Consider the following 26978-nt stretch of genomic DNA (forward strand, 5'->3'; position numbering starts at 1 on the left):
CTTACGCCCTCGCCCCTGTTCCTAAAACCCCGTCCCCCCGCTAACCTTGACCCCACCTCACTCCATTAGGGGTAACCGATGCTTACGGTGCTGGTAGCAAGCAGCAAGGGCGGTTGCGGCAAGAGCACGCTGGTCACCCAGCTCGCTTCGCACTGGGCCCAGGACGGCAAGCGCACCGCCATTGTCGATGGCGACCCGCAAGGCTCCAGCTATCGCTGGGCCAGCCTCCGACCGGACAACGTCCCGGGCGTACTGGCCATGGAGGGTGGCCGCCGCTCTCTGGAAAAACTTCCCGAAGATACCGATCGCGTGCTGGTAGACACCGCCGCCGGCTCGCACGAACGGGAATTGGAGCCTTATCTGGAACAGGCCGACATGGTGCTGGTGCCGGTGTTGCCCTCCTCCTTCGACATGCATGCCACGCTGAATTTTCTGCGGCACCTGCGCAGCATCAGCCGCGTCAAGCGTGGCAAGCTGCCGGTCGCCCTGGTCGGCAATCGACTCAAACCATGGACCCATGCAAGCCAGGAGGCCATCGCGCAACTGGCCGAGGAAGCACCCTTTCCCGTGGTGGCGCAACTGCGTGACACCCAGGCCTATGTGCTGCTTACCTCGCTGGGCAAAGGCATTTTCGATTACGGATCCGAACAGGTACGCGGCCATCAGCAGGATTGGACGCCGCTACTGCGATGGATCAAACGACAACACTGATGGCCGTTCCGGTACAACCGAACCGGCCTCGAGGAGAACACACCGTCATGCATGAACTGATCCTGTTGCGACACGCCGAGGCCCAACCCGCCCCACCCGGCGGTGACGACGATGTGCGTCGTCTGAGCGGCCGCGGCGAACAGGAAGCGCGCGCGGCAGGTACATGGCTCAGGAAGCATCAAAAGCAACCCGATCGCGTGCTGTGCTCACCCTCCGAACGCACCTGCGCCACGGCCTCGCTCGCGCTCGGTGAGCTCGATCGCATGCCGACGATGCAGATGGCGCCGGAAATCTACAACGCCACGCCCGGCGAGCTGCTCGCGCTGCTGGACCAGCATGAAGATGCCAACACCGTCATGCTGGTCGGCCACAACCCCGGCATCGAGCGCCTGGTGGCGCTGCTGGTGGAAGGCCGTTCGGATGAATTTCGCGGCATGCCACCGGCCGGATTGGCCGTGCTTCACTTCGATGGCTCGCTGGAACCGGGCAACGCACGACTGGATGCGTTCTGGTCCCCATGAGGTTTTGCAACGCGCCGCGTAAACGACCCTGGCGGCGCATCGTTCCCTTGCTTTTATGGTTGCCGCTGCCGCTTCTGGCGGCAAACAGTGACACCGACTATCGCATCGACCCGGGCGCATCGCAGGCGGCGTTCCACCTGCGCGTGTTCTGGGTGGACAGCGTCAACGGCCATTTCACGCACGTCGATGGCGACATGCTGCCCGGCCCGCATCCAGCAAGCTGGGTGGTAAATGCCACCATTCCCGTCGATAGCGTTGCCATGTCATCGACGCACCTGCGCCAATGGGTGCTCGATCGCTCCTTCTTCGATGCCAAAGATCATCCGACCATCCACTTCGTTTCCGACCCGATCGCGCAAAGCGCGTTGGATGACGGCGGTACGCTCACCGGCTATCTGACCCTGCGCGGCATTACCGCACCGATTCGCTTCGCCGTGGAACCGATGCATTGTGAGCAATCCGTCAGCGCACCGTGCACGATCGTCCTGCATGGCGACCTGCATCGCAGCACCTTTGGCATGACCAGCGATCGCGTGGCACTTTCCGATAGCGTCCAGCTGAATCTCAGCATCACACTTCAACGCGAAACTCGCTAAACGAAGGTTATGATGTGCCCGCTCGATGACCTGCAGGCCGCAGGTTCCGTTTGCATGCAATCAGGAGTGTGAACGATATGTGGAATTATCGGCGGACGGCTATTCAGACACCCGGTCCGATGGCAACCTTCGCGCGCATGCAGCAGGTGCGGTGACCGAGTTCACTGCATGCATATGCGTAGCGGCCTATGTGCGATCGTTCTGCTCGCAGCCCTGCTGCAGGGTTGCGCGCTGAGCCGTGCACGGATTCAACGTGCCGACGCCGTCGTAGCCGCCAGCATCGATCGCCAGACAACCTGCGATCGCAGCGATCATTGCGCGACACCTTCGCCCTTGCTCGATGCCGCCATCCAAGCGTTATCCGATTCGACACCCGACAAGCCCGAGCACGTCGTCACCCTGCTGGACGACAGCGAAGCATCGCTGGCCGCGCGCATCAATCTGATCCGCGCCGCGAAGCGTTCGATCGACGTGCAAAGCTACATTTGGGATCAGGATGACCTGGGTCAACTTGCGCTCAATGAGTTAATCGCCGCCGCACGGCGCGGTGTGCAGGTGCGCATACTCGCCGATCAGCTTTTCTCGTTCGAAGACCCCGCCGTGCTGGCAGCAGTATCCCGGGCCAGCCCCAATCTTCAGCTACGGCTCTACAACCCCACGTTTCATGCCGCGCACACGCCACCGTTGGAATTTGCAGCCGGCATTCTCTGCTGCTTCATGAAGTTCAACCAGCGCATGCACAACAAAGTGATGGTGGTGGACGATGTCATCGGCATTACCGGCGGACGCAATTATCAGGATCGCTATTTCAACTGGGACAACGATTTCGATTATTTGGACCGCGACGTGATGGTCGGCGGCCCCGCTGCCGAGGACATGGCCAAGAGTTTCAACCTGTTCTGGAATCACAAGCGAGCGGTGCCGCTCACGCATCTGCGCGATGTGAACCGCCTGATTCTCAGCAGCCCCACGCCACCGCCGTGGCCTGCGCCGCAGTACGTTTATCCTGCCCGGGTGGAAGCCGCGCAGGAGGAGGCGGAGGATCAGGATTGGCTGGCCAAACACATCTCCAGCCACAGCCTCTACACCAGCAAGGTGGAGTTTTTCAGCGACTTCCCCGCCAAGACCGAACAGCCCACGCGACGCGGAGCACGCGAATTCACCGCACACCTGATGCACGTGGTCAGTGATGCGCGCAAGGAGGTGGTGTTGCAGACACCTTACTTGGTGATGAGCCGACGCGCCGAAAAGATTTTCAAGACGCTGCACCATAACAATCCGCCAGCGCGAATCATTGTCTCAACCAATTCACTCGCATCCACGGATGCATTCGCGGTATACGCGCTCACGTACAAGCACGGCAAGAGCTATCTCACCGAGTACGGCTTCAACATTTACGAGCTGAAACCGCGCGCAAGCATTGCGACCGATGCCTACCTGCAAGCGAACGTCGAGGACGAAGACGAGGACGACGGCGGCGGTTCCATCACCGACGCGGCAGGCGTCAAGCACCGACGCTTCCCCGGCACTGAACGGCGTCCGGGCCTGTTTGGAAGCGTGGGCAGGCGCAATCGTCCTGCACCACTGACCAGCCCGGGGCGTCGCTTCGGCCTGCACGCCAAGTCGCTGGTGATTGACGACGACATCGGACTGGTCGGCTCGCACAACTTCGATCCACGCTCGGACCACTACAACACCGAAGCCGGCGTGATCGTTTACGACCCTCGTTTTGCCGCCCAACTGCGCGCCGACATCCTGCAGGCGACCGAGCCGCAGAATGCATGGGTGATCGCGCAACGCAAACCAACCATTCCCGTGCTTGGGCAAATCAGCCAGGGCATCGGCGATCTATCGGCGAAACTGCCCATCTTCGATATTTGGCCATTTCGCTACGCCACCAGTTACGACTTAACGCCCGGAGCGAATTGTCCGCCGATGCTACCGAGCAATGCCGACTTCACTCACTGCTATACCGCTGTGGGTGATTTTCCGGATGTAGCCATTTCGCCCAAGTTGATCTACACGCGGCTTATTACGGCGTTTGGTGCGGGCGTGAAGGGCGTGCTGTAGTCATCGCGCTTTTAGAGCCGCGCTATCACCCGTCATCGTCACTCAGGTCTCACCGCCATTCCGGCCTTCGCCAGAATAACAACAAGGTAAAACAGACTTACAGAGAAGACACGGCTCAAAGCATCTGCTCATACATCAAGTAGCGGCATTCCTCCATGCCGAGCTCCCGATACGTCCGCTGCGCCCGCGAGTTCTCCGTTTCCACATACAAACGCAAGCCCACGGCACCCGCCTGCTTCGCCCGCGACGCCACATCGCCATACATGGTGCGGAACACACCACCCCTGCGTGCATCCGGCGCCACGTACACGCTCTGGATCCACCAGAAATCACCATTGCGCCAATCGCTCCATTCGTAGGTCACCAATAAGCAACCCACCGGCTGTCCATCACGCTCGGCGACTAGATAAAAGCCGCGCCGCGGTTCGTCGAACACGGCTGCCACGCCGCGCCGCAATAGATCGGGATCGAGCCGCTTGTGCTCGGTTTCCCACGCCATGGCGGCGTTCCATTCGGCAACGGCTGTGATATCGCTGCGCTCGGCAGCACGAATGATCAAGGTCGACACATCTGACTCCGTTATTTACGTCGCTCGCGCGAGGCGCCCAGTTTGCGCGTGAGCGTATTGCGGCCCACACCCAGCGCCGTCGCTGCGTGCTGGCGATGCCCTTCGTTGGCGGCCAACGCCGCCTCCATCAACACACGGTCGAGTGCTTCGCGCGCACGTGTGTGGATATCCGCTTGGCCACGCTCCAGCGCACGCTCGGCCCAGTCACGCAGTCCATCGGTCCAATCGCCACGCTGCATGTCGGTCGATTTGCCCAGGTCCGCCGGCAGAATTTCCGTGCCCGCGGCAATCACCGCCATGCGTCGGCAAAGATTTTCCAGCTCGCGCACGTTACCGGGAAATTCCCGCTGCGCGACCGCCTTCAAGGCCGCCTTGGAAAAACGCTTTGGCGCAAGCTTGAGTTCGCGCGCAGCGGTGGCCAGAAAATGCTGCGCCAGCAGTGGAATATCACTGCGACGCTGGCGCAGCGGTGGCAGCTCGATGCGCACCACATCCAGGCGATGTTTGAGATCGGCGCGGAATTGGCCGGCCGCGACACGCGCATCCAGATCCTGATGCGTGGCAGCGACGATGCGCACATTGCAGCGAATCAATTCGCGTCCGCCCACCCGATAAAACTCGCCGCCGGCCAGCACGCGCAACAGCCGCGTCTGCAGGATCAACGGCATATCACCGATTTCATCCAAAAATAGCGTACCGCCTTCAGCCTGCTCGAAACGTCCCGCCACGCGCCGTGTCGCGCCCGTGAACGCGCCGGCTTCGTGGCCGAATAATTCGCTCTCCAGCAATTCGCTGGGAATGGCCGCGGTGTTCAACGCGACGAACGGCTTGCTATGGCGCGCGCTTTCTTCATGCAGCGCGCGCGCCACCAGTTCTTTGCCGGTGCCCGTCTCACCCGTCACCAGCACGTTCAGATCGCTGGCAGCAACGCGACCGATGAGACGGAACACTTCGCGCATGGCCGGGCTTTCACCGAGCAATGCATGCGCGGGTACCGCCGTGACAGGCGCAACCTCCATATGAGGCACGTCGGCCAGCGCACGCTGTACCGCCGCAAGCGCTTGGTCCAAATCGAACGGTTTGGCGAGGTAATCCACGGCACCCGCACGATAGGCCGCCGCCGTTGTCGCCACATCCGTGTACGCACTCATCACGATGACCGGCCCGATCGATTGCGCGCGTAGTGCATCCAGCAGCGCAAGCCCGCCTTCGCCAGGCATGCGCACATCGGTGATCACCAGTGCCGGTGTTGCTTCGCCAAGTGCTTTGCGCATGCCTGCCGCATCTTCAAATTCGCGCACCTCCAGCCCGGCATCGCGCAGCGCTTCGGCAAGCACGAACCGCACGCCGCGGTCGTCATCGACGATCCAGATACCCGATCGGTCATCGGACTTAGCCATGCAGGCGCCCCGTCGGTGCGGCCACGCCTGCGCGCGGCGGCAGCGGTAGATAGAGTGAGAACACTGTTTCGCCAGGCCGGCTTGCATAACGCAGCTCACCGCCGTGCTCGTGCGCGATTTCGCGCGATAACGCCAGGCCCAGACCGGTGCCGTCCACGCGCCCCGATACCAGCGGTTCGAATAAGGTGTCGCGCACATTCACCGCTACGCCCGGGCCGTCATCAATCACGTCCAGCCGCAGGGCGCTACGGAACATGCGCTCACCCAGACGCACACCGTGTTCCACACGGCTGCGCAACGTGAGTGTTTTGGCACCGGCTTCGATCGCGTTGCGCACGAGGTTGAGCATCACTTGCTGCAAGCGATCGGCATCGCCGTGCACATCTGGCAAGCTCGGATCGTAATCATGACGTATGCGCGGCGGCGAAGGTTCCGCCTCGATCAATTCGCTCAGCCGTTCGAGCAACAGGTGAAGATTCACTGCACCCAATCGCGGCGCGCCATCATGATGCAGCAGGCGATTGGCCAACGCAGCGAGCCGATCCGCTTCGGCGATCACCATGCCCGCCAGTGCCTGCATGTGCGGATCGTCCAGTCGACGCTGCAATAACTGCGCGGCACCACGCAAGCCGGCCAGCGGGTTCTTCACTTCGTGCGCAAAGCCGCGCAACGTGGCAGACAGCGGCGACACCGTCGACGTCGCTTCAGCGAGCACATGCACTTCCACCAACAGATTGCCCGAGTCGATCGGCTGCAGCGAGACGTCCACGCGCGCACTGCCCTGTCCGCCCGGCACCATCACACCACGGCATTGCACCGACCGTTGCTCGACCAAACTGCGCGCGGCCTGCTCCGCCACCCCCGCATCCTGTAGCAAACCCATCAGCGGCTGCCCCTGCGCATGCCGCAAGCCCAGCCCCAGCCATTCCGCCAGCGCCGGATTGATCCATTGCACCCGCAACTGCGCATCGACCACCGCCAATCCGGTCGACAACTGCTCAGCCCAGCGCTGGGGAGGGTGCTCGCTCATTGCACCAATAATGGACAATGCGCCCGGTTGGTGCAAATGGCGGCATGCCCGTCAACGAACCCCTAGATACCGATGGACAGAACACCAAAGTTTGTATGTGCCTATACAAACTTTGGAAAACCACCGATTCACAAACTTTGCTGTTCGATCTCAACGGATAGGGCTGCCGAACGCGTATGCTTATGAATTTATTGATATTCCTAAAACTACTGGGGTTTGCTTGGTACCTGGTTCTCACAGTCCGAGCGTCAAACACATACTTTGCTGTTTTTCTTGGAACTGTGGCCAGGAGCAGCAGACCCCATCGGATATCGATACCGACGCAACTGGACAGGCCTTTTCCACGCCATCCCTTCAGATTCCCTGCGGCGTTTATTTCGAGACCGACATGACACAGTCAGATCGGCTCGAAAGGGTGCTTAGGGACGCAGCTGGAGAAGTTGGCTTACGACCGGCGCTTTGCCGGGAGCTGTTGCGCAGCGAGACATTTGTCCTAGCAATTGCGCCCGATGGGGCAAAGGCGACCATTTGGAACAGCAAGATCGTCGCATGGATCCGCTTTGATGGAGTGCATGTCATCCCGGTTTGATTCGCAGTACATCTACACCCCAAAGCTCGTTTGCCGGAACGGCTATCTTGAGGGGCGTTGGCGGATTCGGACACTAGTCCCCATGACGGTCGCTCCAGTGGGGTCAAAGACCTAGACACTAGCTGGAAAGCAGTCGTGGCCACGCCGTCTTTGCGGCAGATTGTTAGCCGGACGTCGAGTCGATAGAGTTGTGCGGAATCAGTCGTTTATCGGCCGCGTTCAGAAAGGCGGCAAGGATGTATAACCGGACGTCGTCGTCCGTCTATTAGGTAGTTAGGTAGTGCAATGAATCGCATATGGCCATGCATATATTTAGTACTGTTTGTAATCTTTTTTCTGCTCGGCGCGGGCGTGTTGGGCAAGGATTACGGTAATACCAACGTTGACTGGATCTTAGTGTCGGTAGTATTTGTCATAGCCCTAGTCTTCCCGTCGTGGATGATCTCATCAGCGCGCTTGCGAACAAGAAGTCGTCTTCCTCGCGCCTCTTTTTCGAGGGCACCCTCTATCAGCTGGCGGACCGACCCCTTGCAATGCCTTCGCACGGGTAATTTGTTGCTCGGTGGCTATGTTCTTGGATCATTGATTACGTTGCCGCATGTCAACTCACAGGGTGTGATGTGTGTGTGGTTACTGGCAGCCATGCTGCTTGGTTTTTTAATTGGCGAATTTGTCGCGCTGAAGAAGTTCCGTGGCAGCATTACCTAACTACTCATTCAAGGCGGACGCCTACGGCGCCGCTTAACTCAGGCGTTAGAGACAACAAGGAGCACAGCCATGGATCGCTCTCCCTACCAAACACGAATGACAAAATTCGTTGTAGCAGGCGGCATCTATGCTGTTGCATTTCCAGCTGCCATCAAATATTTCGCCGCACCCAAAGAATATTACTTCGTGTATTTCAGTACGCTGGTCATTCTGTATTGCTTAGCAGCAGGCTTGGACGCAGTGTGGGTGGTGGCCTCAACCGGTCGATGCAACACACTAACGCCTGAGTTAAGCGGCTCGCGGTTAGCGCGTCCGCTTGAATGAATTGTTAGGCAGACCGGATAACGTCAACAATTTTTGAGCCTTTAGTGACGATAGTTGGCTTGCCTAGAGCGTCCAACATATCAGAAGGTAGGTGACTTGCTGCACTGATTTTATGCATAAGTGGACCATTGCAACCTGGAAAATATAGGACGGTGTTACCCAGGGTGAGTAGATGGGCAAGGCCGTCCCAGAGCCTTGGGTCTTTGCAAGGGCGTTCGACGGTTATGTTGTGGATTTGGTCAGATAAAACATCGACTGCGGAGAGAAACAAGTCGCAGGAATCGTTAGGTCCAAACACCAGGCACCAAAGATTTTGCTCAAGCTCGGATAGATATGGCGAGAAGGTGTTACGAATACACGCGCGTGGCAGGCCCGAAGGCTGGCCGAGTTCGAAAGTTTGAAGGTAAACATCGAAGCTCATAACTGCCTAACGCTGGAGTTAAGCGGCGGCGAAGCCGTCCGCCTTGAACGAACTGTTAGCCCTGAGCCTCAGCGATCACGGAGCGCGTGTGTTCAACGCATGCTCCTGCAATACGCGACAAGAGCTCGGGCGCCTCTTGCGAATACAACACTTTGGTTGGAACGAGACGGCGCTTAACAACTGGTACGAACAACAGACATTCGTAGTGGATGCGACCAATTAGCCAGATCAATCGGACCCGAAATTTCTGTGTGGGCTGCAAGCTCTCGAAGAAATTCTCCGGTAGTCGAATGCCATCACCAAGGTGCCGCTCGATGGGATCTTGCCCTTGCTCGATGAGCTGAGCAAGACGCGACTGGAGCTGAGGCATGTCCCATTTATGGGAGATGTCGTTGCGAATTCGTCGCAGGCGATCGAGCTCAGTCAGAAGGTCGGCGCTCAGCCAGCTGAAGGCGTATGCGACTTGTATCCGCTGCGAGAGGCGCGAGAGCGGCCCGAAGCCGTTGAGCAGCTCGTTGCGCCCTCCCGGTATACCCTCGGGCATTTCGCGCTTGAACATTTCTTTGAGTTGGTCATCCGCATAGGCACATGCGATGACAGCCAGGGACAGCGGGCTCTCACTGACAAGCAAAGACAAGAGCTTTTTGAGCTCTTCAATTGGTGAGTTCAAAGCATTCATTTCATTCACCAACTCACGCGCCTGATGAGCCTCGAAAGCTGCGGAATAGTTACGAAAAACCTGAAGTCCGTTCTTCTCTCCGTCCGAGAGGTTCATAGCCGCGATATCGGAATCCCAGAAGTCGGTCATAGGGGCTAACGCCTGAGTTAAGCGGCGCCGAAGGCGTCCGCCTTGAACGAGTAGTTAGGGCGCGTTGCCAAAGAATGTGGCTGTGTGCTCACTAACCCATAGTGCAACCTGTGATGCAATCTTGTCATACGCGCTGCTTTGCTGCTTAGGATAGCTGCCGGAATTGGCGTTGTCTGGGCCAAAAACAAACCAATGGTCTTTCCTAGAAAATCCGTCAGGGCCGAGCCTGCCCCGGTGATCGGGCTGGCAATGACCCACTGTTAATGAAGACTCATCGAGAGAGTTGCCGGCATTCGCCCAGAGCTGCTGTAACTCACGAATATGTTGATCGGAAATGCGGCCGGCCTCAACGTAAAAGCTGCCGCCGTACTTGTTGAAGAAGATCATCAGCATCTGATGCTCCTCGTTGGCTCGACGTTTGAAGTGCGGAAAGCTTCCTTTGAACCCAAGAGCACGAATTTGGGGAACGACAAAGTGCTTGAGGGCTCTTTGCATGTTCTCGCGATCAACCGTCATATAAACCCTAACGCCTGAGTTAAGCGGCGCGCGGATAGCGCGTCCGCTTGGACGAATTGTTAGGCACCAACCCGCGGCACCCAGTACATAACCTTTTGCACACCGCCATTCTCCGACACGCCGGGTGTACCAGCCAGCTGACTTACCCGCGCTTCGACTTGAGAAGCTCGCCATATTTTCCCAGTGGATGCTCATCGCTGCCTAACGCCTGAGTTAAGCGGCGCCAGAGGCGTCCGCCTTGAATGAATTGTTAGACACCAGGCACGTCACGTGTCGTACTCGCCGCTATCCCACGGCTCAAAGAAAGCCATGTAGTTGCCCGGCTGCATTTCCACTGCCCATGCATCATCGTCCTCTTGAGGCGGCCGGGCGATCAAGCCGAACTCAAGGTCAAAACGCTCCACAGCGAATGGTGCAACCTCTATACGCTCGATCGAGACGTCACCAAGACTCGTAAGTCTTTCCTCGTACAAAGAACTCCGTGCATCTTCATCAAGCCCAGAACGTGGGCCAAAACTGTCGATCTTCGCATCGATAAGCTGACCGGCCTTGTCGAATATATAAAGCGCAACGAACTCGCAGCCAGGATTATTGCCAATTGCTGGATCGAAGGGATTGGTCAGGATGAACCGGCGTCCATCGCGAGTACAACCTATGTGCTCTGCGTGATAGTCGTCGTGATCAATCGCGATTAACTTCGGTCGCCCTCCCATAATCCCTCTTCTGTTGTCTAACGCCTGAGTTAAGCGGCGCCGGAGGCGTCCGCTTGAATGATTAGTTAGAAAATACCATCGCGTAGCTCGATCCGGCGCAGTCAACTATTGAAATGGTCTTTATTCGAAAGTGTATATGTCCGTTCTTTGAGTGAGTCATACTCCACCCTCAAGATATATTCAGAGTTGGCCAGGTCATCGGAGTTTTCCGACATGTCCGGCGCGGCGAGATTGAAGTCTTCAAGTAGGCGTCCTTCATGGCGGAAGTCAAGATAGCGCACGGCACGAGCCAGGACCCTGCCAATGCCGACGTAGCCCTTGCGCTTTAGATAAGGAACACCCGATTAGACGAACTCACTGAGCAATTTCTTGCTCGGTTACGTGCCGATTTTAATCTAGATATTGATTACATACAGGTCGAACTCCCCGAAGAGCCTCTGCCCACTCAAGAACAGGTTAAGGGTCTTTGACAGCACCTGGAAAGCCTACGAAGTTAGCTTTTGGCTGTAGTCTGGCTTTTACTTCGCGCTTCATGCTTGCCCCTAGATCACCCCTATGAGTCCGAGACCTCCACCTGAAATCAACTCGATTCCTGCCCGGGAATGTGAAAGTCATGTGAAGATCCTAGCCTTAAGGTCCGCAGCACATGTATCCATTGACTGATACCCCAGGGCGCGACTTTATGTATAACCGAGGCAATCTTTCTAGCCTTAGCCGGTAGACTTCGCGTGCCGAGTTGCGCGTGTAGAAAAGTCCTTTGCATGTCTGACAACATATCTCTCACCACCCTCCAGGCAGAGAACGCTCGGCTTATTGCTTTGCTGGAAGCGCACGGCATCGAGTGGCGTTTGCCGCCGATGCCCGAGCCGTCATCAGGCACCCTTGGAGAAGCTGAATCCACGAAACTCAGCACAGCCGAAAAGGTGGCACTTTTTCGCCAGCTGTTCCAAGGCCGTACTGACGTTTATCCCGTCCGGTGGGCCAGTAAATCCACAGGGAAGTCAGGATATTCGCCGGCCTGTGCTAACGAGTGGCTAGCAGGTATCTGCGAGAAGCCGCGTATCAAATGCTCCGATTGCGGTCACCGTCTGCTAATCCCTCTGTCGGACAAGGTGATCTACGATCACCTCGCTGGCAAGCACACGATCGGCGTTTACCCCTTATTGCCCGACGATACCTGCCATTTCCTCGCCGTAGATTTCGATGAGGATGAATGGAAGGCGGATGCTTTAGCTTTCGTGCAATCCTGTCACGACTTAGGCGTCCCCGTGGCACTTGAGATCTCGCGTTCAGGCGACGGCGCGCACGTTTGGATTTTCTTTGCTGGTAGCGTTCCTGCCCGCGATGCCAGACGACTGGGCTCAGCGCTTATTAGCCATACCTGCTCTCGCACAAGACAGCTGAAGCTCAATTCCTATGATCGCCTTTTTCCCAATCAGGACACGATGCCGAAGGGTGGTTTTGGCAATTTAATCGCACTGCCCTTGCAGAAAGAACCTCGTGAAAACGGCCATAGCGTGTTTGTTGATTTGACCTTGCGCCCACATCCAGACCAATGGGCGTTTCTCGCCTCCTTACAGCCGATGGCTACGCACGACATAGAGCCCACCATCCTTCGCGCTACTGGGGGCGTACACCCCTTGGATGTGACCTTTATCGACGAGGAAGATCACAAGGAGCCTTGGAAGCGACCTTCGCATTCGACCCAGAAGCTGACTGGGCCGATGCCGAAGTCGCTCACGGTGACGCTGGCGAATCTTATCTATTTTGAAAAAGCGCAACTTCCGCAGTCCCTTGCCAACCGGTTGATACGCTTGGCTGCTTTCCAAAATCCAGAGTTTTACAAAGCACAGGCCATGCGCTTCGCTGTATGGGACAAGCCCCGCGTGATCGGCTGCGCCGAGAATTACCCCAACCATATCGCACTGCCAAGAGGGTGTCTCGATGCAGTCGACGAATTGTTGCTAACCAACAACATCAAGCGTGATGTGCGCGATGAACGGTACGAAGGGCAGGCCATCGACGTAACATTTTCTGGAACACTTCGCATCGATCAGGAAGCAGCTGCTTCCGCGATGTTACGTCATGATGCCGGTGTGTTATGTGCACCGACCGCATTTGGTAAAACCGTGACTGCCGCGGCCTTGATCGCTCGTCGCAGTGTCAACACACTGATATTGGTTCATCGCAGTGAACTGCTCAAGCAGTGGCAAGAGCGCCTGCAATCCTTTCTGGGTGTTGGCAAAGGTGTGATTGGCGTCATCGGCGGCGGCAAGGCCAAACCGACGGGCAAAATCGACGTCGCGGTAACTCAGTCGTTATCGCGGCGCGGGGAAGTCAGTTCGTTGGTTGAAAGCTACGGACATGTGATTGTCGACGAATGTCATCACGTTGGCGCCGTTTCCTTCGACGCAATTCTCCGGCGAGTCAAAGCTAAATATGTGCTCGGGCTTACGGCTACGCCGATCCGTCGCGATGGCCAGCAACCGATCGTCTTTATGCAATGCGGACCAACACGCTACACCGCTGCCCAATCCGCCAGCGCACCTCATGATCTCGAAGTGATGCCACACTCAATAGATCGACCGATCGATCTCTCTGAACAAGCCGGCATTCAAGACGTCTTCCGTCATCTGGCCAATGATTCTGCGCGGACGGACGCAATCGTCGATACGATCAAGGTCGCATTCGATCAAGGTCGAAAGATACTGGTGTTGACGGAGCGTACCGAACATCTCGAAGCCGTCGCGAGTGCGTTGGTGGGCAAAGTACCCAGTTTCTGTATTCTTCATGGGCGAATGTCAAAGAAGCAGCGGACCAAGTCGATTAAAGAACTTGATGATTTGCCTCCGACCGCGGCCCGCGTACTGCTCGCCACAGGAAAACTCGTTGGTGAAGGTTTCGACCATCCCCCGCTCGACATGCTGGTACTCGCGATGCCGGTATCTTGGAAGGGAACTCTGCAGCAATACGCGGGCCGGCTACATCGCGAGCACGCTACCAAAACCGATGTGCGGATCGTCGACTTTGTAGATACAGGTCACCCGGCACTGTTGCGGATGTGGGACAAGCGTCAACGCGGATATCGCGCCATGGGTTATCGGATAACTGAGGCGTGAAAGGCGAAGTCCCACCTACTGGGTATCTTCTTCCCCCTCGATCCGCATCTGAGTGCCTCGCTGCCCGCCGGCGACTGATTGCACAAACTATGGTACTAAATCTGGCCAACTTCGCGACGTCACTCGCGCGGTAAGTTATTGATCTGAAAGTCAGTGTACAAACTATGGGTCCGAGCTGCGCGCATAGTCTGTGTTGATGGCTTTCCGGATGCACAAACTATGGGGTGCTAAAACGCACAGACTATGGGGTTCTGTCCACCGATTGTTGTCGGGAACGCCTTACCTTGTCGCAAAACGCTTAACCGTGTCGCGACTAGGTAACCCTGTCGCTAAGCGACTGTCCCAAGGTAGCGAAGCCAAGTTCTTGCAATAAAAAACCCGCAAGGGGAAGCCTGCGGGCTTTGGGTCATCCATCTTTACTTTGCTTAGCCAGGAGGGGAAGCCGGCTAAGCGGCGGGATTGGAGTCTCACGACACGTAATAACTATACCCATAAGTTCATTAATAAAACGTAACTTGGTGGCTGGCACCGGTGATTCTGGCGATGAACCCGATTGCCAAGCCGGTTACGCGAGAATTCCATGAGGTGTCATCGCTCACACCTCCTAGTAGTCCTGACCATGCTCCTGCATTCCACGGCCTTCGACAGATCGATTCACACCCCGGGAGGAGGCAGCCCTGGACGCCGGGACCCTGAAAGCGGTCCGTGAGAGCGCCGTCTTTCGCTGGTCCATCAAGGATCGTCTGGTGCGGGAGGCCCGGATCGGCGAAGTGGTGTCATCATCCAGCGTTCTCGCAGGCATTGAGAGCATGAGAGGTTCCATGGGGCACAATGGCCGCGCTAGCGGGCTGAACGCTTATCTGGTCCCATTTCATAGCGAAGTCGCCCATTTACTTTAGCGATTTGTGTATCTTTTGCTGTACAGCAAAAATAGCAGAAATAGCTAATGTACGTTTTATATGGCATATTTTCTGCCCAGCTAAAAAGGCCCAATCACCAAAAATGATTCGGTATACAAAGCCACATCATGGGGACCAAGACCCAGGCTTCGACGAAGTAGCTCAGAACGAGCTCGCCAACGCCGTCATCGGGGCGCTCGTTAGCGCCACTGAGGGCAGGGTCGATGTACGGCATGAGGACTTCCTCCTGAGTCCAGGGCGGCGCCTCGACCTCTTCCTACGCCTGAAAGTGGACGGACAACACGTCGATTTCGCCATCGAACTTGTCCGGGACGCCTACCCCCGTGACGTTGCCAGCGCGATCGCTCACGTCCAGAGCTTTGCCCCTAAGGACAGAGTCCCTGTCATCCATATGGTGGCAGCCAACACGTTAAGCAAAGGCGCCCGCGACCTGCTGCGAGAGAACGGGATCGGATACTTCGATCTACAGGGCAATCTATACATCCGCTGGCGGCGCTGGCTTATCGACGTCCGCACGCAGAACGTCAAGACGTCGTCCAGAAAGAGTGCGGCCAGCAAGGCTGGCCTCGACCTGTTCACGGATGCGCGTGCCTGTGTTGTGCATGCAATCCTTCATGCCACACGCCACCATGCGAACCCGTGGCTGGGTGTCCAGGAAATTGCCCAGATGGCGGGAACGTCCGACTTCACCTGTTCCAAGGTCCTCCAAGAGTTGGAAAAGCGCGAGTGGTGCGAAGCCGAAGGAACCGGGCCCGCGAGGCGCCGGCGTCTGGTCCAACCCAATGCGCTCCTCGATGCCTGGTGTGAAGCGTGGCCGCCGAATAAGGAGAAGCGCACCCACTGGTACTGCTTCGTGCCACCCAAAGCGGGCGCGCTTCAGCAGAAGCTGCGCTCGCTCGTGGCCAGCATCCCTGACATGATCACCTGGGCCTATTCGGGCGCAGCGCCAGCGAACATGATCACCCCCCTACTCACGGCGGTCACCGACGCCGAGATCATCATCCCGCCAGGACAGACGGACCTGGTCGCAGGTGCTCTCGGTGTCGATGCCGCGACGAAGGGCTACAACCTGACGATCGTCGAGCGTGACAGCGCGAGCCTACTGTTTCGTGAGGCACACGGAGATGGCACTTGGTCGGCGAGCCCGTACATCCTCTATCTCGACCTGATGCATGGCCCGGGTCGAAACAAAGAACTGGCCGCAAATCTACGGCAACAACTGGAGCTAGCCACCGATGTCTGACGTCAAACCACGTACCTCGGCTGGCTACAGCTCCGAAGTCACCGCCGCCTGCGAACGAGCCCTCGTAACGCTCATGGGCGCATTCGGAACGCTGAGCGATACGATCCGGCTCGTAGGCGGCCTTGCTCCGCGATACATCATTGGAGGCGAGCCACCTGAGGTTCCCGAGCATGCCGGCACGTCTGACGTCGACGTCGTGCTGAACCTCGCCGTTATTACAGAAGGCGAAAACTACGCCGACCTTGCCACCCAGCTTGAGGCGGTGGGCTTCCGTAGCACAATGGACAAGTCGTCACTCGCGCGCTGGAAGTGGACTTTGCAGGTGGACAATCTGCCGATCACGGTGGAGTTCCTCCGTGATGCTGCCGGCGCCAAGCTAACGAAAGCTGTCCCAATCGACGGCGAGAACGTGACCGCGATGCCCATACCGCACGCCGGTATAGCCCACGAATGGTTTATCGAGCATGTCATCGAGGCTGACCACATCTTTGGAGGTAACGTCCGCACGAAGATTCGCGTTATCGACGCCGTGGGATTTCTCATCCTCAAGGCGCTGGCGGTAAAAAGCCGGATGCAGCCCAAGGATTCCGCGGACCTCATCTACGTGTTGGAAAACGCGGGCGACATAGACCACGTCGCCAACCTCTTTGTCGAGAAATTCTTAAGCGGTCAACACGAACAGGCACTCATCGATGGCCTAGAAGCCATGGATGAAATGTTCGTGAGTCGCGGCCGACGAGAGAACTGGGAAATGGGCGGTCCACAGTGGTACGGCGAATTTCATTACAAGAACGCGAGCGAAGATGAACGCATCACCGCCCAGCGCTACGCCGCAGGATTGGTGGGCTCACTCTTGGGCGCCATTAAAGCGAAACGGCGAGAGGCACGCCGGGCCTCCTTGAAAGCAACGAGGATGGCCACCGAGGGAGACCCGGCATGAGTGGTGTGTTCTCCGGGCAACCTGTGACCTGCACGCTCATTTGTCCGATGGATTCGCGGTGGAGAGGCGCTGTGCACGAGGGCAGTAACGCCATTCTCCGCTCGATTGACGGTCGAAGGGGACGGGGCGCCGCACTTGGTTCTTGAGGCGATAGCGCACTGCCAAGCGGGGGCAACGAGACTTCGATCTCATGCAGGTTCCGCTCGAGATGCTGGAGGTTGAGCTTATAGAGCTTCGCGCGCGGTTTCGCCGCGCGAAGCTGCGCATCCTTGAGTGCCATGTGTTGGGACTTTCCGGCTACGCGACCTGGACGCCTTCGTCTGTCTCATCTGGCAGCAGGAAAATCTGTAACACGTCGCGCAGACGCTTCTCGTATGCGGCGTCCTTACGGCAGTTTGCATCCAGGTCCTGTGCAAACCTAACCAACCCTTTCAGAAATGCCTGGCAAAGATCGCCGTAGTGGACCGGTATGTGTCCGCTACCCAGGTTCGTGATTTCAGAGACCACACGTTGAGTCTGAGGCGTGTTTTCATCGCCCGTAGGAAATTTGATTAATTGATTATGGATCGAACGGAAGCCATGATCAAAAATAGGCGCTCGCAGCCATTGCTGCGCGGCCGCGCGTAACCCAAGGCCGCCCATCCGTTTCCGCCCGTCGTCGATCCAGAGCGACGTTTTGCGCGCTACTCCATCGGGTTTCGCCGACGCTCGCAGGTGCTCTATTCATCATGTCTCAGACCCCATCCACACCCAGCAAAGGCGAACTCGTCGCCCGTTTCATTCCCTTTCTGCAGGAGGTCAAGGACATGACCACGAGCATCGAGGTCGAGCAATGGCTGAATGCGAAGTACGGCGTTGAAGGTGAGTTGTACAAAGACCTATCGCGACTGATCACTCTGGGCGTAAAGGAGGGTTGGGCGGCGGACATCGAAGTCGCCGGCCCGCGTTACCGCCGTTCGCGCCTCGTCATGCCCAGCGCGGAGACTTTTTTTCTTCAGCGCCACGGCGGTGCTGTTGGACAGCACGGATAACACGCAGAACAACCCGGAAGGCAGCTTCCGCGCCGATCACCATGTGCACCCGTATGGCGAGATCAATCTGGTGGTACCGCTCAATGAGGGCGCCGCGCTCGCAGGCCCGAACGGCTGGTGTTATGGCGGTTGGACTGCGCCTGCGCCGGGCAGCCACCATTTTCCGGAAGTGAAGGGAGGTGCCGTCGTCTCGCTCACTTTTCTGCCCGCGGGGCGAATTGCGTTCGACGTCATTCCATAAACAGTAAAACCGACAGGCAACGCGCCCCTGGTCACTGATGAAGGCCAGCCTGCTCGATGGAGCGGCTGGCTTTTATCGATGGTCACTCAGTGTTGCGTGACGACGATGGGTTCGCCCTTGGTAATGATCATCGTGTGCTCGTATTGCGCTGACAAGTTGCCATGCGCGCCAACAAGGGTCCATCCATCGGATGTCTCGGTCACCACCCGGCTCTTGGTTGAGAGGAAGGGTTCGATGGTAATTACCATGCCATCGGTCAAGATGCGCTTGTCCGTCGGATCAAAGTACCCGGGAATGTGTTCGGGTGATTCATGCAGCGCACGACCTACCCCGTGGCTGCCGAGGTTCTCGATGATCTTGAAGCCGTAGGTTTTCGCGGTTCGCTGGATGGCCGCGCCGATGCCATTGATGGGCTGGCCGGCGCGGGCCTGCTTCATGGCTTGCTCAAGAGCCATGCGGGTGGCGTGGCACAAACGCGTCTTCTGGGGATTGGTCGGGGGCACGATTCGCGTTCCTCCGGTATCAGCGAAATAGCCTCCCAACTCAGCAGAAACATCGACGTTCAATACGTCGCCAGCACGAATCACCCGATCACCGGGGACGCCGTGTGCGGCCTCCTCATTGATGCTGATGCAGGTCGAGCCCGGGAAGTCGTAGGTGAGCCTAGGTGCGGATCGTGCGCCGTGTCGTTCAAGCAACTGCTCGCCCAATGAATCCAGCCCACGCGTCGTCATGCCAGGTTCGGCGGCGTCGAGCATCTGGTGAAGCACATAGGAAACGATCTTGCCGATGCGTTTGAGTGCGGCGACATCGTCTTCGGTTTCGATGGTCATGTGACTTCCTATCTGAATACGTAAAACTATCCGAGAACGATGGCGCCGAAGACGAGAGAAAGAAGTTCGGGATCGAATCGCGGGGATGTGGCGCTAGTGAAACCTGACTACCTGATAGACACACGTCCATGTCCGGTTATGCATCTGCGCTCACTTGCCGGATGCAGCCCCCAAAGCGCCGATAGCGGGGACTTTACGCGCCCCGCGTCCGGCTAACAATCCAGAGCAAACCCGATTTTGAACCTAATAAGGCGTGCTTTCCACAGACGCACCCAAAATCGGCCCGCCCTCTTGCTCCTGAACGAGGGCGGCGGTCTTCAGTTCATGTGACGAAGATGCCGGAAGCGAAAAAGTCACGCTGTCACCGTTCCATGTTCCCAAATGGATAAGTTCGCGAACGACATTACGTTGCGCCAATGTACGACCGCTATTCTCGCCTCCACCAATAGGCACCTGTAACGTACGCGGGTCGTATCGCACCAGCCATACATCCGCTGCGCCGCTCGATTTTGTCGAAGCCTCAATCGTTATGCTTTGACCGGACCAATCGATCGCAGGCCCGCTCCTTTGGGCGTTGCCAATCGCTTCCAGCAATTGACTACGATCCGTACCCACCAGGTCGGTCCGTCCGTTTATGTAGACCTGCGGTGTCCAAACCGTATTTCGCCGTCGGTGATGCGCATAGTCCCATTGACGTTGTGTGTAAGCATCGGTAGCGAAGGTGTCTTTCCAGCCAAGTTGATCCCAATAGGTCACACCAAACGACAGGGCGAGTACGCCCGGTGCGGTGGCGATCGCATTGAGATTGGCCTCTGCTGGCGGGCAGGAGGAGCATCCCTGGCTTTGAAAAAGCTCCACGACAACAGGGCTTTGCTGCGCAGCGGCCGAATGATCTTCAGCCTGCACTGCAGGTTGCAGTAACAGCAGCGCATACGTCGCTGCCACTACGCAGAAATAAAACATCCTATTCACCATAACGTCCCACAGGTCTACGCAAGGAAGGGTGTGCGGCATCGTCGCGCTGCCTTACCAGGGGTTCGTTTGACGACTGCCGGTTGTTACACCCGCCCTGGCTGGACAGTCGCCCGTCACATTCGGTGTGCAATGTGATCATTTTGTGATGGTAAGAAACGAATCGTAGTTCGCGCGATGTGGCATTTTCAATGTAACCAAAACGCTTCTTCCCCGAAGTAAAGAGACGTCGATGCGCACGACTATCGGGAGTCACCAGTCGCAGCAACGCAGGTTGCTGCAATTACCCACGCTCTAATCGAGGAAGGATCATGAAAAAAGTAATCTACGGATCAGCGCTTCTGGCGCTGATGGTGGCAGGTGCTGCCAACGCGCAGTCAAATGCTGGCTGGAACGACGGGGATCTCATCGTGACGGCCTCCAACACGGCCAGTAACGCGCTACTGGTTTACAACACACATGGTGCATTGGTTGAACAGATTAAGACCCAAGGCGCCGGCGGTGTCACGGGCAATGCGGGAGGTATCGCACAGAACCATGACCTTCTCGCGGTGGTCAACTTCGGATCGGGAAATGTATCGGTCTTCAGAAAACCCCACGATCACGGTTTGCTGCAGTTGGAAAAAGTCGTTCCGGCGATCACCAACCCCGTGAGTGTCGCCTTTGGCCGTGATCATCTGTATATCCTCACTGCCACGCATATCGAATCCCATCCGATCGACCGCTTCGGCGTAAGTTCTACTGCCGATGGCGAAGCCCAATTGGTAGTGGCCGATGGTTCGGCCGCGCAGGTAGGCGTGTTGCGGGGCCAGCTTGTCATCACTGAAAAAAGCAACGTGATCGAAACGGTCAACCTCACCGCGCAAGGTGCCGTGACCGGTTCCACCCAGCGAGTAGCCAACATTCCTTCCAACGTCAATGCGCCATTTGGATTGGCCACGCGCGGGAATGACGCTTATGTGACGATCGCTCACGCTAACGAGATCAGCCTGGTGCGCAATGATGCCGTGCTGACCGTTACCGGCTCCGGTACGCAGATGGCCCCATGCTGGGTCACGCTCGATGGGCCGTTCCTGTTCTCCGCCAACTCACCGAGCCAATCGGTATCGCGTTACGCGGTTTATGGACAGAAAATTATTCAGGACGACGCGGTTGTCGCCAAATTTTCCGGCAATCCAAGCGACATTACCTATCGCGATGGCCTGGCCGCCGTCATTGACGCGAATGGCTCGGTGTCGCATGTCTCCATTTTCAATGTTGATGGTGACGGTGATTTCAACCTCAAAAGCGCCGTTACGATTGGTAATGCTGCCACAAATGGTGTAGCCATCATTCGAAGCGACGACAACTTCAATTACTGAGGTAAATCAACTTTTCCGTGCTGGGGAGTGTCACTACTCCCCAGTACTCAGCGCTGTTGCCGATCTATGGTTGCCACATTTACTGATGCCTTTTACCTGGCTCGCTTACGTGCACTTCGGTTCGGAGGCGAAAGCTTCTGATTGAGGCTGCACCCGAGGTGCTGCCCTCACATGACACGTTTTAGCTAAGGAAACTTGCGAGTGCAACGGCTCATGCCGGACGGTAGACGACCCCCACGATGCCACCGCTGTAGGGCGTTGCGCTGACCAGGTGCAAATCAGCAGTGCTGTAACGTCCGCCGAACAGTCGTTGGCCTTGGCCCAGTAAAACCGGATGAATCGCTAATCGATATTCGTCAATGAGGCCGGAGGCAATGAGGCTTTGGGCGAACCGGACACCGCCATGTGCAAGGATGAAATCGCCCGGCTGTTCTTTCAGTCGAAGAATTTCCTCTGCGAGATCACCGCGTGCCACCGTGGGTTCGGCCCACGACTTCAGCACCGCCGCTGTCGGCGTAACGCTGGGGCGCCCCTTGGTGAGGCCCGCTTCCGCCTCGGCGGTCCGATCCACTCGCGTGCCGTCCTTGATCCCTGTCTTCGAAAAAACGATCTTGGGGATGTCGTTCATCGACGCCGTGAACGGCGTGTCCGAAAAGGGCCAGAAGGCGGCCATGTCGTAATAGCTGCAACTCCCCATGATGTGCACGCCCGCTTCGCGAAGCGTATCGACCAGCCGCTCTCTGGAATCGGCGCTCGATGACCGGAATATCCAATCGAGCTCGCCGTTCGGTCCGGCGACAAAGCCGTCCAGGGAGACGGACATCTTCAAGACCAGCTTTCGTTTTGTTGCCGTTGCGGTAGCCATCATTCCTCCTTCGTCTTATTCGCAGCGCTGTAACGCCAATGTCGATCTTGGCGCCTTCATGGAACACGACGAACGGGGGAAGCGCGTTTCGACACGGCGGCCTCCGCAAGATCCAACATCGCAAGAGGCTATTACGGGTCGGAAGCCGAATTGGATTTTTTTAAAATGGAGTCTTGCGTGCCGTCAGTCAGCCCGACTGGCTATGTTTGGCGACTGCTTGCCGCTCAATGACCCGAGAGGGGCACAACGACATGCAACACCAGGTCCGCGCTGAAGTGAGCCAGCATGGCGTGTTCCAATCCGCACTTCCAGAATAGCGTGCCCGTCACCAGGCCGACGATCGCATTGAGCAATACGATTTCGCCGATCAACATCGGCGTATGGCTCATGCCTGCTCCGAACGCGTAGGGTAAATGACCTACACCAAATAGAACCGCAGCCAGAATGATCGCGAGCACAAACATCCAGGGTCGTGCTTGCCGTCGGTTGAATAAAGCAAACAGCCATACAAACAGGCTCACGAGAAACAAGCGCAACATTATTTCTTCGCCCGTGCCGCCATATAGCGATGCCAAAGCGCCGCGCCAAGATTGTCCAAGGCGTGAAATGCCCTCGACTGGCGGCGTTATTTTCGGGCCTAGTAGCGCCAGCACCGCCACGAGTGCACCGGTTATCACGCCGACAAGCACTGCCAAACGCCAATGGGTGCGAACGACTGGTTCGCGCCGGGAGCGATCGACGAAAGCGCGCAGCCATGGCGCATCCAACCCGTACTGCGTACCCAAGCTCAACCCGATCCATCCCAGCAAGAAGCATTGAAGACCCGCTTGCACCAGAGCTATGACGAAAAAAGGTACATGTAACTTCGACATGACTCCCGGCATCGTCATGACAAGATAGGGCTGCAATGCAAGCGTCGCGATGACCGCCATCGCACTGAGAAACAGCGCAAGTTTCACATTTGATTTACGCATCGGCGACAGCGTTAATGTCATCGACATGGCATTCCTCCTTGATTCAATCAACGTGAAATTCGATGGTTGCTCGTAATGGGCGGCACTTACGTCAGATATTACGTTTACGACTTCCTCAACGCTGACATACCTGTTTATGGGCTATGGCATGCCTGCTTCGGGCTGCAGATTCAGCCAGCAAATGAATCCGGTCCGTATCGAATCAGGAACTCCGGGGCTCTTTGATGCCACGTAGCAGCAACCATAGGCCGACAACCATTTCATACAGGCCTGCCGGAGTATCGAAATTCACGCCCACCGGGTTAGTAGGCCAGACAATAGTCACCATCGTGCCTGCCAGCATGACTGCATAGCTCAACAAACCGAATCCGGCTAACAATCGGGGGGTATAACGGGATTTGAGAAATAGCCAACTGAAAACAACGCAGCCCAGCGATAAGAAGATCAAACCAATGTTGTAGCCCGCATCGTGCGTGTCATTGAACAACCAGACGAGACTCTGTATTTGCTGACGTGAAAACACCGCGGCATATCGAGCATCGGTCAGTAGCGACAACATGGTCAGACTGTTGAGTGTAATGACACCCAGTACCGCGGCTTCCGCTACGCGCCAGAACGCGGCGAGCAATGCCAGATTTCTGGCGACCGGCCGAAGCACGACGTACAGTGCCACCGCGATGCCAATATCACCGGTAAAAGCCACCAGGTCGCTGACAATACCGACACGAAAAAGAAGCAGGTGATTAAGGATGGCTGTCGCTGTCTTCGCTGGATCGTTGTCGGCGATCAATCCGCCGCGACCGCTGAATTCACCAAACACACCGCACACCATCAGCAGCAGAAACAGAGCACCTGCCACCCTTGCGGCCACGCGCTGAGATCGATCGATCGCGGTACTCGCCACGTCACTCCCCCACCACGCCATAGGTTGGCGCGGCATCGATAGTTAGATGACCTGGTGCACGAACTTGAATCACACTCGACTGGACAAAGCTAACACCCGGCCCTGGACCGGCGAGTGCCAGAGGTCACCATGCAATAAAGCACGTGCCTATTTGGGATGTTCGCTTTGAGCTACAACTTCAGCCGGTCGATGCAACACATGGTTAAAACCGTTCGACTGAAGTCGCAGTCGAAAGCAGACCTCTTGAAAATCACCCTTGCGGTCACTTTACTTCACGCAGCAAGCAATCCTTGAAGTTCGGCTTCAAGATGCCCTCGCTCACTGCATGTGACATCCACACCGTTTGATATGAGCGCAGCGCGCAAGAGGTCGAAACTCGCTTGCGTATTTTGCCTTTACGGAAGGGCTACGCCTCGGGCTCGTGGCAAACCACTTCGATGTTGTGCCCGTCCGGACCTATGACGAAGGCAGCATAGTAGTTCGCGTGGTAGTTTGGTCGCAGGCCGGGCGCACCGTGGTCGCTACCACCGGCATCCAGTGCCGCGCGATAGAACGCGTCGACTTGCCCGCGATTCCTGGCCACGAATGCCAGGTGAAGATGCGCCGGTTTCTCCTCGGTATGCAGCAAGCACAAGGAGGTTTTACCGTCCGAGCTGAGCTCAATACCGCCCGGCCTTTCATGGACGACCGCTATGCCTAGCGGTTCGAGCGCCATGAGGAAGAACGCTTTACTCGTTGCATAATCGCTGACTCCGACCACGACGTGGTCAAACATACGTCCTCCTGACGGCGCGGGCTTGTGTTGCCTATGGTTGTTGGTGTGTGTTTCGACCATCCGTGGCGTTTTTCAAAGCGACACGCCCTTGAACAAGGACGCGTCGGGACCGTATTGAAGTTGCTCGACACTCTTGCGAAGCACCGGATATGCCACGCGCTTGCCGGCGTCATCCTTTGCCTCACCACGCCAGAATAATTGGCCTGCGGCGGGAATGGCGTCTTTTAGAAGGCCGTTGACGGTTGTCTCGTAGCTGTAATCCAGCGTCCCTTTGTCATTCCATACGGCAATCTGTCCACCGACAGGTCCCTGTTGTGTGCTGCAATCGGCGGGCAAGCGTTTGCTCCAGCCCTCGTACAACGCGTCGCCGCGCAGACCGTTGGGGTTGTCGTAGACGGGGCCAAAGGGAACGACATACCAGTCGCCGAACGATTCGATCCATGTGAACCCGCGATCGCTCCAGTTGATCTTCGCTTCGTCACCCCAGTTGATCCAGCGCTGGATCACGAACGATTTATCCAGCCCTGTTGCCATATCGGCGCTACCCCATATTTCGACCTGTTTGCCGTGTTGCTGCAAGAACCTGCCCAGCTTGTTGAGGTAGTTGATCTGCGCGGCGATGCTGACTTTGCCGCCATTGACGTTGACTTCGTCGCCACCGATGTGGATGTCCTTGGAACGAAACCACGGCAGGAATTCAGTGAAAACGGACTCCACGTAGTCCAGCGTACGAGGATTGGCCGGATCAAGCGTGCCGCCGGCTGGCGAGTCGCCCGCATAGGCCAGATCCGGGCGCGCCAGCACAAAGGCTCCCGCGTGTCCCGGCGTATCGATCTCCGGCACGATCGTTACGCCATTGGCTGCGGCGACCTGCTCCAGCGCATCCCAGTCCCGGCGCGTGTAGTAGTGGCCGTCCGCGGGTACGAGCCCGGCGAAGGCGGGGTTGTCACTCTTCAAGCGGAAGGAGCGGCTCAACCATGACTTCTTGTCGTCGCTCAGCACCTGATCGTTGAGATGAAGGTGCAAGGTATTGAGCTTGTACCACCCCATGAAGCGGATGTAGTCCTTTAGAAACGTGACATCGGCAAACTTTCTGCCAACGTCAAACATGACCGCTCGCTCGCGATAGCGTGGGTAATCCACGGCACGGCCGCGCGGAAGCGCGTCATGTTTTCCATCTTGGTGACCATCCAGTACCAGCATTTGGAGCAGTGTGCGACCGGCGTAGAACACGCCATCGCGCGTATTCGCACACACGGTAACGTGAGCACCGATATCGAGCGTGTACCCCTCCTGCCCGATGACCGACGCCGGCGCTCCACAATGTGCCAGCCGCACGACGATATCGCGTGGTTCTGCGCGGGTGCCTCGCTGCACAATCACCTTCAGTCCTGAGACCGCGTGAATATCATCCGACAACCGCACGGCGATGGGTTCCAGCACGGTGGCGCCGGCGGGATCGATGAGCAGGCGCGAACGGTGATTCAAGCGCCAGCTACCTGCGCCTCCTTGCCATGTCTGCAGGGTTGGCACGACGAGAGGAGCGGCATTAGCTTTTGAAGGCCCGGCCTCGGCCATCGTCGGTGCCGCGGCGGCCGCGCCCAGCGCAGCCAGCCATGACAATACGCTCGCTGCCACGCACACGGGGCCGCTGCGTACAGGGTGAGCTGGCCTGGGTTTTTCTTCTACCGGATTCAGGCGCCGCCGAGACGTCCGCTGCTTCACACCTTCATTGCCGCCCGCGCGCTGCTTCTTCAATGACGTCATCTTTCCAATACCCTGCAACCATGATCGTGTCCACGTGTGGACTGCCCGAGATTAAGGC

Annotated in this window: 26 protein-coding genes; 12 read left to right on the top strand and 14 right to left on the bottom strand. The window is 57.4% G+C overall.

Going from position 1 to position 26978, the window contains the following annotated elements; all coding sequences use genetic code 11:
* Positions 1-78 precede the first annotated feature (78 nt).
* From DWU98_RS16325 to DWU98_RS16340, 4 genes are all read left to right on the top strand, one after another.
* Positions 79-711, top strand: a complete 633-nt coding sequence (locus tag DWU98_RS16325; RefSeq protein WP_115496634.1) for a nucleotide-binding protein — start codon at positions 79-81, stop codon at positions 709-711.
* A 47-nt stretch (positions 712-758) separates the two neighbouring features.
* Entirely contained in the window at positions 759-1232 is a 474-nt protein-coding gene (locus DWU98_RS16330; protein WP_115496635.1) for a SixA phosphatase family protein, read from the top strand.
* 47 nt (positions 1233-1279) lie between these two features.
* Positions 1280-1828: a YceI family protein gene (locus tag DWU98_RS16335; protein WP_158545088.1), complete on the top strand. Its 549-nt coding sequence runs from the start codon at positions 1280-1282 to the stop codon at positions 1826-1828.
* Between the two features lie 174 nt (positions 1829-2002).
* Positions 2003-3898 carry a phospholipase D-like domain-containing protein gene (locus tag DWU98_RS16340; RefSeq protein ID WP_115496752.1) on the top strand — a complete coding sequence of 632 codons (1896 nt, stop codon included), beginning with the start codon at positions 2003-2005 and terminating at the stop codon, positions 3896-3898.
* A 115-nt stretch (positions 3899-4013) separates the two neighbouring features.
* Here DWU98_RS16340 and DWU98_RS16345 read toward each other — a convergent pair whose 3' ends face one another.
* The 3 genes from DWU98_RS16345 to DWU98_RS16355 are packed head-to-tail and all read right to left on the bottom strand — an operon-like array spanning position 4014 to position 6896.
* A complete protein-coding gene (locus tag DWU98_RS16345) occupies positions 4014-4466 on the bottom strand; it encodes a GNAT family N-acetyltransferase (protein WP_230474875.1) in 453 nt (150 codons plus the stop codon).
* Positions 4467-4477: 11 nt separating this feature from the next.
* Positions 4478-5866 (bottom strand): nitrogen regulation protein NR(I), encoded by a 1389-nt coding sequence (gene ntrC, locus DWU98_RS16350; RefSeq protein WP_115496638.1) that lies wholly within the window; start codon positions 5864-5866, stop codon positions 4478-4480.
* Entirely contained in the window at positions 5859-6896 is a 1038-nt protein-coding gene (locus tag DWU98_RS16355; RefSeq protein WP_115496639.1) for a two-component system sensor histidine kinase NtrB, read from the bottom strand. Before DWU98_RS16355 ends, ntrC begins: the two co-directional genes overlap by 8 nt.
* Positions 6897-7770: 874 nt before the next feature.
* Between DWU98_RS16355 and DWU98_RS21745 the strand changes: the two genes are divergently transcribed.
* Together DWU98_RS21745 and DWU98_RS21750 are read left to right on the top strand one after the other, a co-directional pair.
* Positions 7771-8193 (top strand): hypothetical protein, encoded by a 423-nt coding sequence (locus DWU98_RS21745; RefSeq protein WP_147293347.1) that lies wholly within the window; start codon positions 7771-7773, stop codon positions 8191-8193.
* 69 nt (positions 8194-8262) lie between these two features.
* Positions 8263-8517 (top strand): hypothetical protein, encoded by a 255-nt coding sequence (locus DWU98_RS21750; protein WP_147293348.1) that lies wholly within the window; start codon positions 8263-8265, stop codon positions 8515-8517.
* A 476-nt stretch (positions 8518-8993) separates the two neighbouring features.
* Here the strand turns inward: DWU98_RS21750 and DWU98_RS16365 are convergent, their stop codons facing one another.
* From DWU98_RS16365 to DWU98_RS16375, 3 genes are all read right to left on the bottom strand, one after another.
* Positions 8994-9746 carry a hypothetical protein gene (locus DWU98_RS16365; protein ID WP_115496641.1) on the bottom strand — a complete coding sequence of 251 codons (753 nt, stop codon included), beginning with the start codon at positions 9744-9746 and terminating at the stop codon, positions 8994-8996.
* A gap of 54 nt (positions 9747-9800) precedes the next feature.
* Entirely contained in the window at positions 9801-10457 is a 657-nt protein-coding gene (locus DWU98_RS16370; protein WP_115496642.1) for a DUF4304 domain-containing protein, read from the bottom strand.
* 71 nt (positions 10458-10528) lie between these two features.
* Complete coding sequence (locus DWU98_RS16375) at positions 10529-10975, bottom strand: hypothetical protein (RefSeq protein WP_115496643.1); 447 nt, start codon at positions 10973-10975, stop codon at positions 10529-10531.
* A 761-nt stretch (positions 10976-11736) separates the two neighbouring features.
* On the opposite strand from DWU98_RS16375, the gene DWU98_RS16385 reads away from it, so the two are divergent.
* The 3 genes from DWU98_RS16385 to DWU98_RS16395 all read left to right on the top strand — a co-directional run bounded on the left by DWU98_RS16385 (position 11737) and on the right by DWU98_RS16395 (position 17197).
* Complete coding sequence (locus DWU98_RS16385; RefSeq protein ID WP_115496645.1) at positions 11737-14094, top strand: TOTE conflict system archaeo-eukaryotic primase domain-containing protein; 2358 nt, start codon at positions 11737-11739, stop codon at positions 14092-14094.
* Between the two features lie 1002 nt (positions 14095-15096).
* Complete coding sequence (locus DWU98_RS16390) at positions 15097-16257, top strand: type IV toxin-antitoxin system AbiEi family antitoxin (protein WP_115496646.1); 1161 nt, start codon at positions 15097-15099, stop codon at positions 16255-16257.
* Complete coding sequence (locus tag DWU98_RS16395; protein WP_115496647.1) at positions 16250-17197, top strand: hypothetical protein; 948 nt, start codon at positions 16250-16252, stop codon at positions 17195-17197. The genes DWU98_RS16390 and DWU98_RS16395 overlap by 8 nt, the downstream gene beginning before the upstream one ends.
* A gap of 297 nt (positions 17198-17494) precedes the next feature.
* On the opposite strand, the gene DWU98_RS16400 is transcribed toward DWU98_RS16395, so the two are convergent.
* Positions 17495-17839, bottom strand: coding sequence for a hypothetical protein (locus tag DWU98_RS16400; RefSeq protein ID WP_115496648.1), 345 nt, complete (start codon positions 17837-17839; stop codon positions 17495-17497).
* 86 nt (positions 17840-17925) lie between these two features.
* Here DWU98_RS16400 and DWU98_RS22440 point away from each other — a divergent pair, with 86 nt between their 5' ends.
* Both DWU98_RS22440 and DWU98_RS22445 read left to right on the top strand, forming a co-directional pair.
* Positions 17926-18228, top strand: a complete 303-nt coding sequence (locus tag DWU98_RS22440; RefSeq protein WP_268990245.1) for a 4-hydroxylaminobenzoate lyase — start codon at positions 17926-17928, stop codon at positions 18226-18228.
* The gene (locus DWU98_RS22445; RefSeq protein WP_268990246.1) at positions 18212-18469 is read left to right on the top strand and encodes a 4-hydroxylaminobenzoate lyase; all 258 of its coding nucleotides are present in this window, start codon (positions 18212-18214) and stop codon (positions 18467-18469) included. The genes DWU98_RS22440 and DWU98_RS22445 overlap by 17 nt, the downstream gene beginning before the upstream one ends.
* An 86-nt stretch (positions 18470-18555) precedes the next feature.
* On the opposite strand, the gene map is transcribed toward DWU98_RS22445, so the two are convergent.
* Positions 18556-19302 carry a type I methionyl aminopeptidase gene (gene map, locus DWU98_RS16410; protein WP_115496649.1) on the bottom strand — a complete coding sequence of 249 codons (747 nt, stop codon included), beginning with the start codon at positions 19300-19302 and terminating at the stop codon, positions 18556-18558.
* 243 nt (positions 19303-19545) lie between these two features.
* A complete protein-coding gene (locus DWU98_RS16415) occupies positions 19546-20265 on the bottom strand; it encodes a DUF1223 domain-containing protein (RefSeq protein ID WP_158545089.1) in 720 nt (239 codons plus the stop codon).
* Between the two features lie 320 nt (positions 20266-20585).
* On the opposite strand from DWU98_RS16415, the gene DWU98_RS16420 reads away from it, so the two are divergent.
* Positions 20586-21635 carry a hypothetical protein gene (locus DWU98_RS16420; RefSeq protein WP_115496651.1) on the top strand — a complete coding sequence of 350 codons (1050 nt, stop codon included), beginning with the start codon at positions 20586-20588 and terminating at the stop codon, positions 21633-21635.
* 211 nt (positions 21636-21846) lie between these two features.
* Here DWU98_RS16420 and DWU98_RS16425 read toward each other — a convergent pair whose 3' ends face one another.
* The 5 genes from DWU98_RS16425 to DWU98_RS16445 all read right to left on the bottom strand — a co-directional run bounded on the left by DWU98_RS16425 (position 21847) and on the right by DWU98_RS16445 (position 26920).
* Positions 21847-22500, bottom strand: a complete 654-nt coding sequence (locus tag DWU98_RS16425) for a dihydrofolate reductase family protein (RefSeq protein WP_115496753.1) — start codon at positions 22498-22500, stop codon at positions 21847-21849.
* Positions 22501-22724: 224 nt separating this feature from the next.
* Complete coding sequence (locus tag DWU98_RS16430; RefSeq protein ID WP_230474876.1) at positions 22725-23525, bottom strand: CPBP family intramembrane glutamic endopeptidase; 801 nt, start codon at positions 23523-23525, stop codon at positions 22725-22727.
* A 151-nt stretch (positions 23526-23676) separates the two neighbouring features.
* Positions 23677-24378 carry a DUF4386 domain-containing protein gene (locus DWU98_RS16435; protein ID WP_158545090.1) on the bottom strand — a complete coding sequence of 234 codons (702 nt, stop codon included), beginning with the start codon at positions 24376-24378 and terminating at the stop codon, positions 23677-23679.
* A 406-nt stretch (positions 24379-24784) separates the two neighbouring features.
* Complete coding sequence (locus DWU98_RS16440; RefSeq protein WP_115496654.1) at positions 24785-25153, bottom strand: VOC family protein; 369 nt, start codon at positions 25151-25153, stop codon at positions 24785-24787.
* Positions 25154-25225: 72 nt separating this feature from the next.
* A complete protein-coding gene (locus DWU98_RS16445; RefSeq protein ID WP_230474877.1) occupies positions 25226-26920 on the bottom strand; it encodes a family 20 glycosylhydrolase in 1695 nt (564 codons plus the stop codon).
* Positions 26921-26978: the final 58 nt, after the last annotated feature.

It is taken from the genome of Dyella monticola, assembly GCF_003363155.1.
Taxonomy (GTDB): domain Bacteria; phylum Pseudomonadota; class Gammaproteobacteria; order Xanthomonadales; family Rhodanobacteraceae; genus Dyella_B; species Dyella_B monticola.

Excerpts from the sequence above, each read along its gene's own strand:
- DWU98_RS16375 (WP_115496643.1), bottom strand. The coding sequence starts at position 10,975 with ATGGGAGGGCGACCGAAGTTAATCGCGATTGATCACGACGACTATCAC.
- map (WP_115496649.1), bottom strand. The coding sequence starts at position 19,302 with ATGACCATCGAAACCGAAGACGATGTCGCCGCACTCAAACGCATCGGC.
- DWU98_RS16325 (WP_115496634.1), top strand. The coding sequence starts at position 79 with ATGCTTACGGTGCTGGTAGCAAGCAGCAAGGGCGGTTGCGGCAAGAGC.
- DWU98_RS16415 (WP_158545089.1), bottom strand. The coding sequence starts at position 20,265 with ATGTTTTATTTCTGCGTAGTGGCAGCGACGTATGCGCTGCTGTTACTG.
- DWU98_RS16340 (WP_115496752.1), top strand. The coding sequence starts at position 2,003 with ATGCGTAGCGGCCTATGTGCGATCGTTCTGCTCGCAGCCCTGCTGCAG.
- DWU98_RS16365 (WP_115496641.1), bottom strand. The coding sequence starts at position 9,746 with ATGACCGACTTCTGGGATTCCGATATCGCGGCTATGAACCTCTCGGAC.
- DWU98_RS16400 (WP_115496648.1), bottom strand. The coding sequence starts at position 17,839 with ATGGGCGGCCTTGGGTTACGCGCGGCCGCGCAGCAATGGCTGCGAGCG.
- DWU98_RS16445 (WP_230474877.1), bottom strand. The coding sequence starts at position 26,920 with ATGACGTCATTGAAGAAGCAGCGCGCGGGCGGCAATGAAGGTGTGAAG.
- DWU98_RS16425 (WP_115496753.1), bottom strand. The coding sequence starts at position 22,500 with ATGGCTACCGCAACGGCAACAAAACGAAAGCTGGTCTTGAAGATGTCC.
- DWU98_RS16385 (WP_115496645.1), top strand. The coding sequence starts at position 11,737 with ATGTCTGACAACATATCTCTCACCACCCTCCAGGCAGAGAACGCTCGG.
- DWU98_RS16395 (WP_115496647.1), top strand. The coding sequence starts at position 16,250 with ATGTCTGACGTCAAACCACGTACCTCGGCTGGCTACAGCTCCGAAGTC.
- DWU98_RS16440 (WP_115496654.1), bottom strand. The coding sequence starts at position 25,153 with ATGTTTGACCACGTCGTGGTCGGAGTCAGCGATTATGCAACGAGTAAA.
- DWU98_RS16370 (WP_115496642.1), bottom strand. The coding sequence starts at position 10,457 with ATGAGCATCCACTGGGAAAATATGGCGAGCTTCTCAAGTCGAAGCGCG.
- DWU98_RS16390 (WP_115496646.1), top strand. The coding sequence starts at position 15,097 with ATGATTCGGTATACAAAGCCACATCATGGGGACCAAGACCCAGGCTTC.
- DWU98_RS16355 (WP_115496639.1), bottom strand. The coding sequence starts at position 6,896 with ATGAGCGAGCACCCTCCCCAGCGCTGGGCTGAGCAGTTGTCGACCGGA.
- DWU98_RS16420 (WP_115496651.1), top strand. The coding sequence starts at position 20,586 with ATGAAAAAAGTAATCTACGGATCAGCGCTTCTGGCGCTGATGGTGGCA.
- DWU98_RS22440 (WP_268990245.1), top strand. The coding sequence starts at position 17,926 with ATGTCTCAGACCCCATCCACACCCAGCAAAGGCGAACTCGTCGCCCGT.
- ntrC (WP_115496638.1), bottom strand. The coding sequence starts at position 5,866 with ATGGCTAAGTCCGATGACCGATCGGGTATCTGGATCGTCGATGACGAC.
- DWU98_RS21745 (WP_147293347.1), top strand. The coding sequence starts at position 7,771 with ATGAATCGCATATGGCCATGCATATATTTAGTACTGTTTGTAATCTTT.
- DWU98_RS21750 (WP_147293348.1), top strand. The coding sequence starts at position 8,263 with ATGGATCGCTCTCCCTACCAAACACGAATGACAAAATTCGTTGTAGCA.
- DWU98_RS16330 (WP_115496635.1), top strand. The coding sequence starts at position 759 with ATGCATGAACTGATCCTGTTGCGACACGCCGAGGCCCAACCCGCCCCA.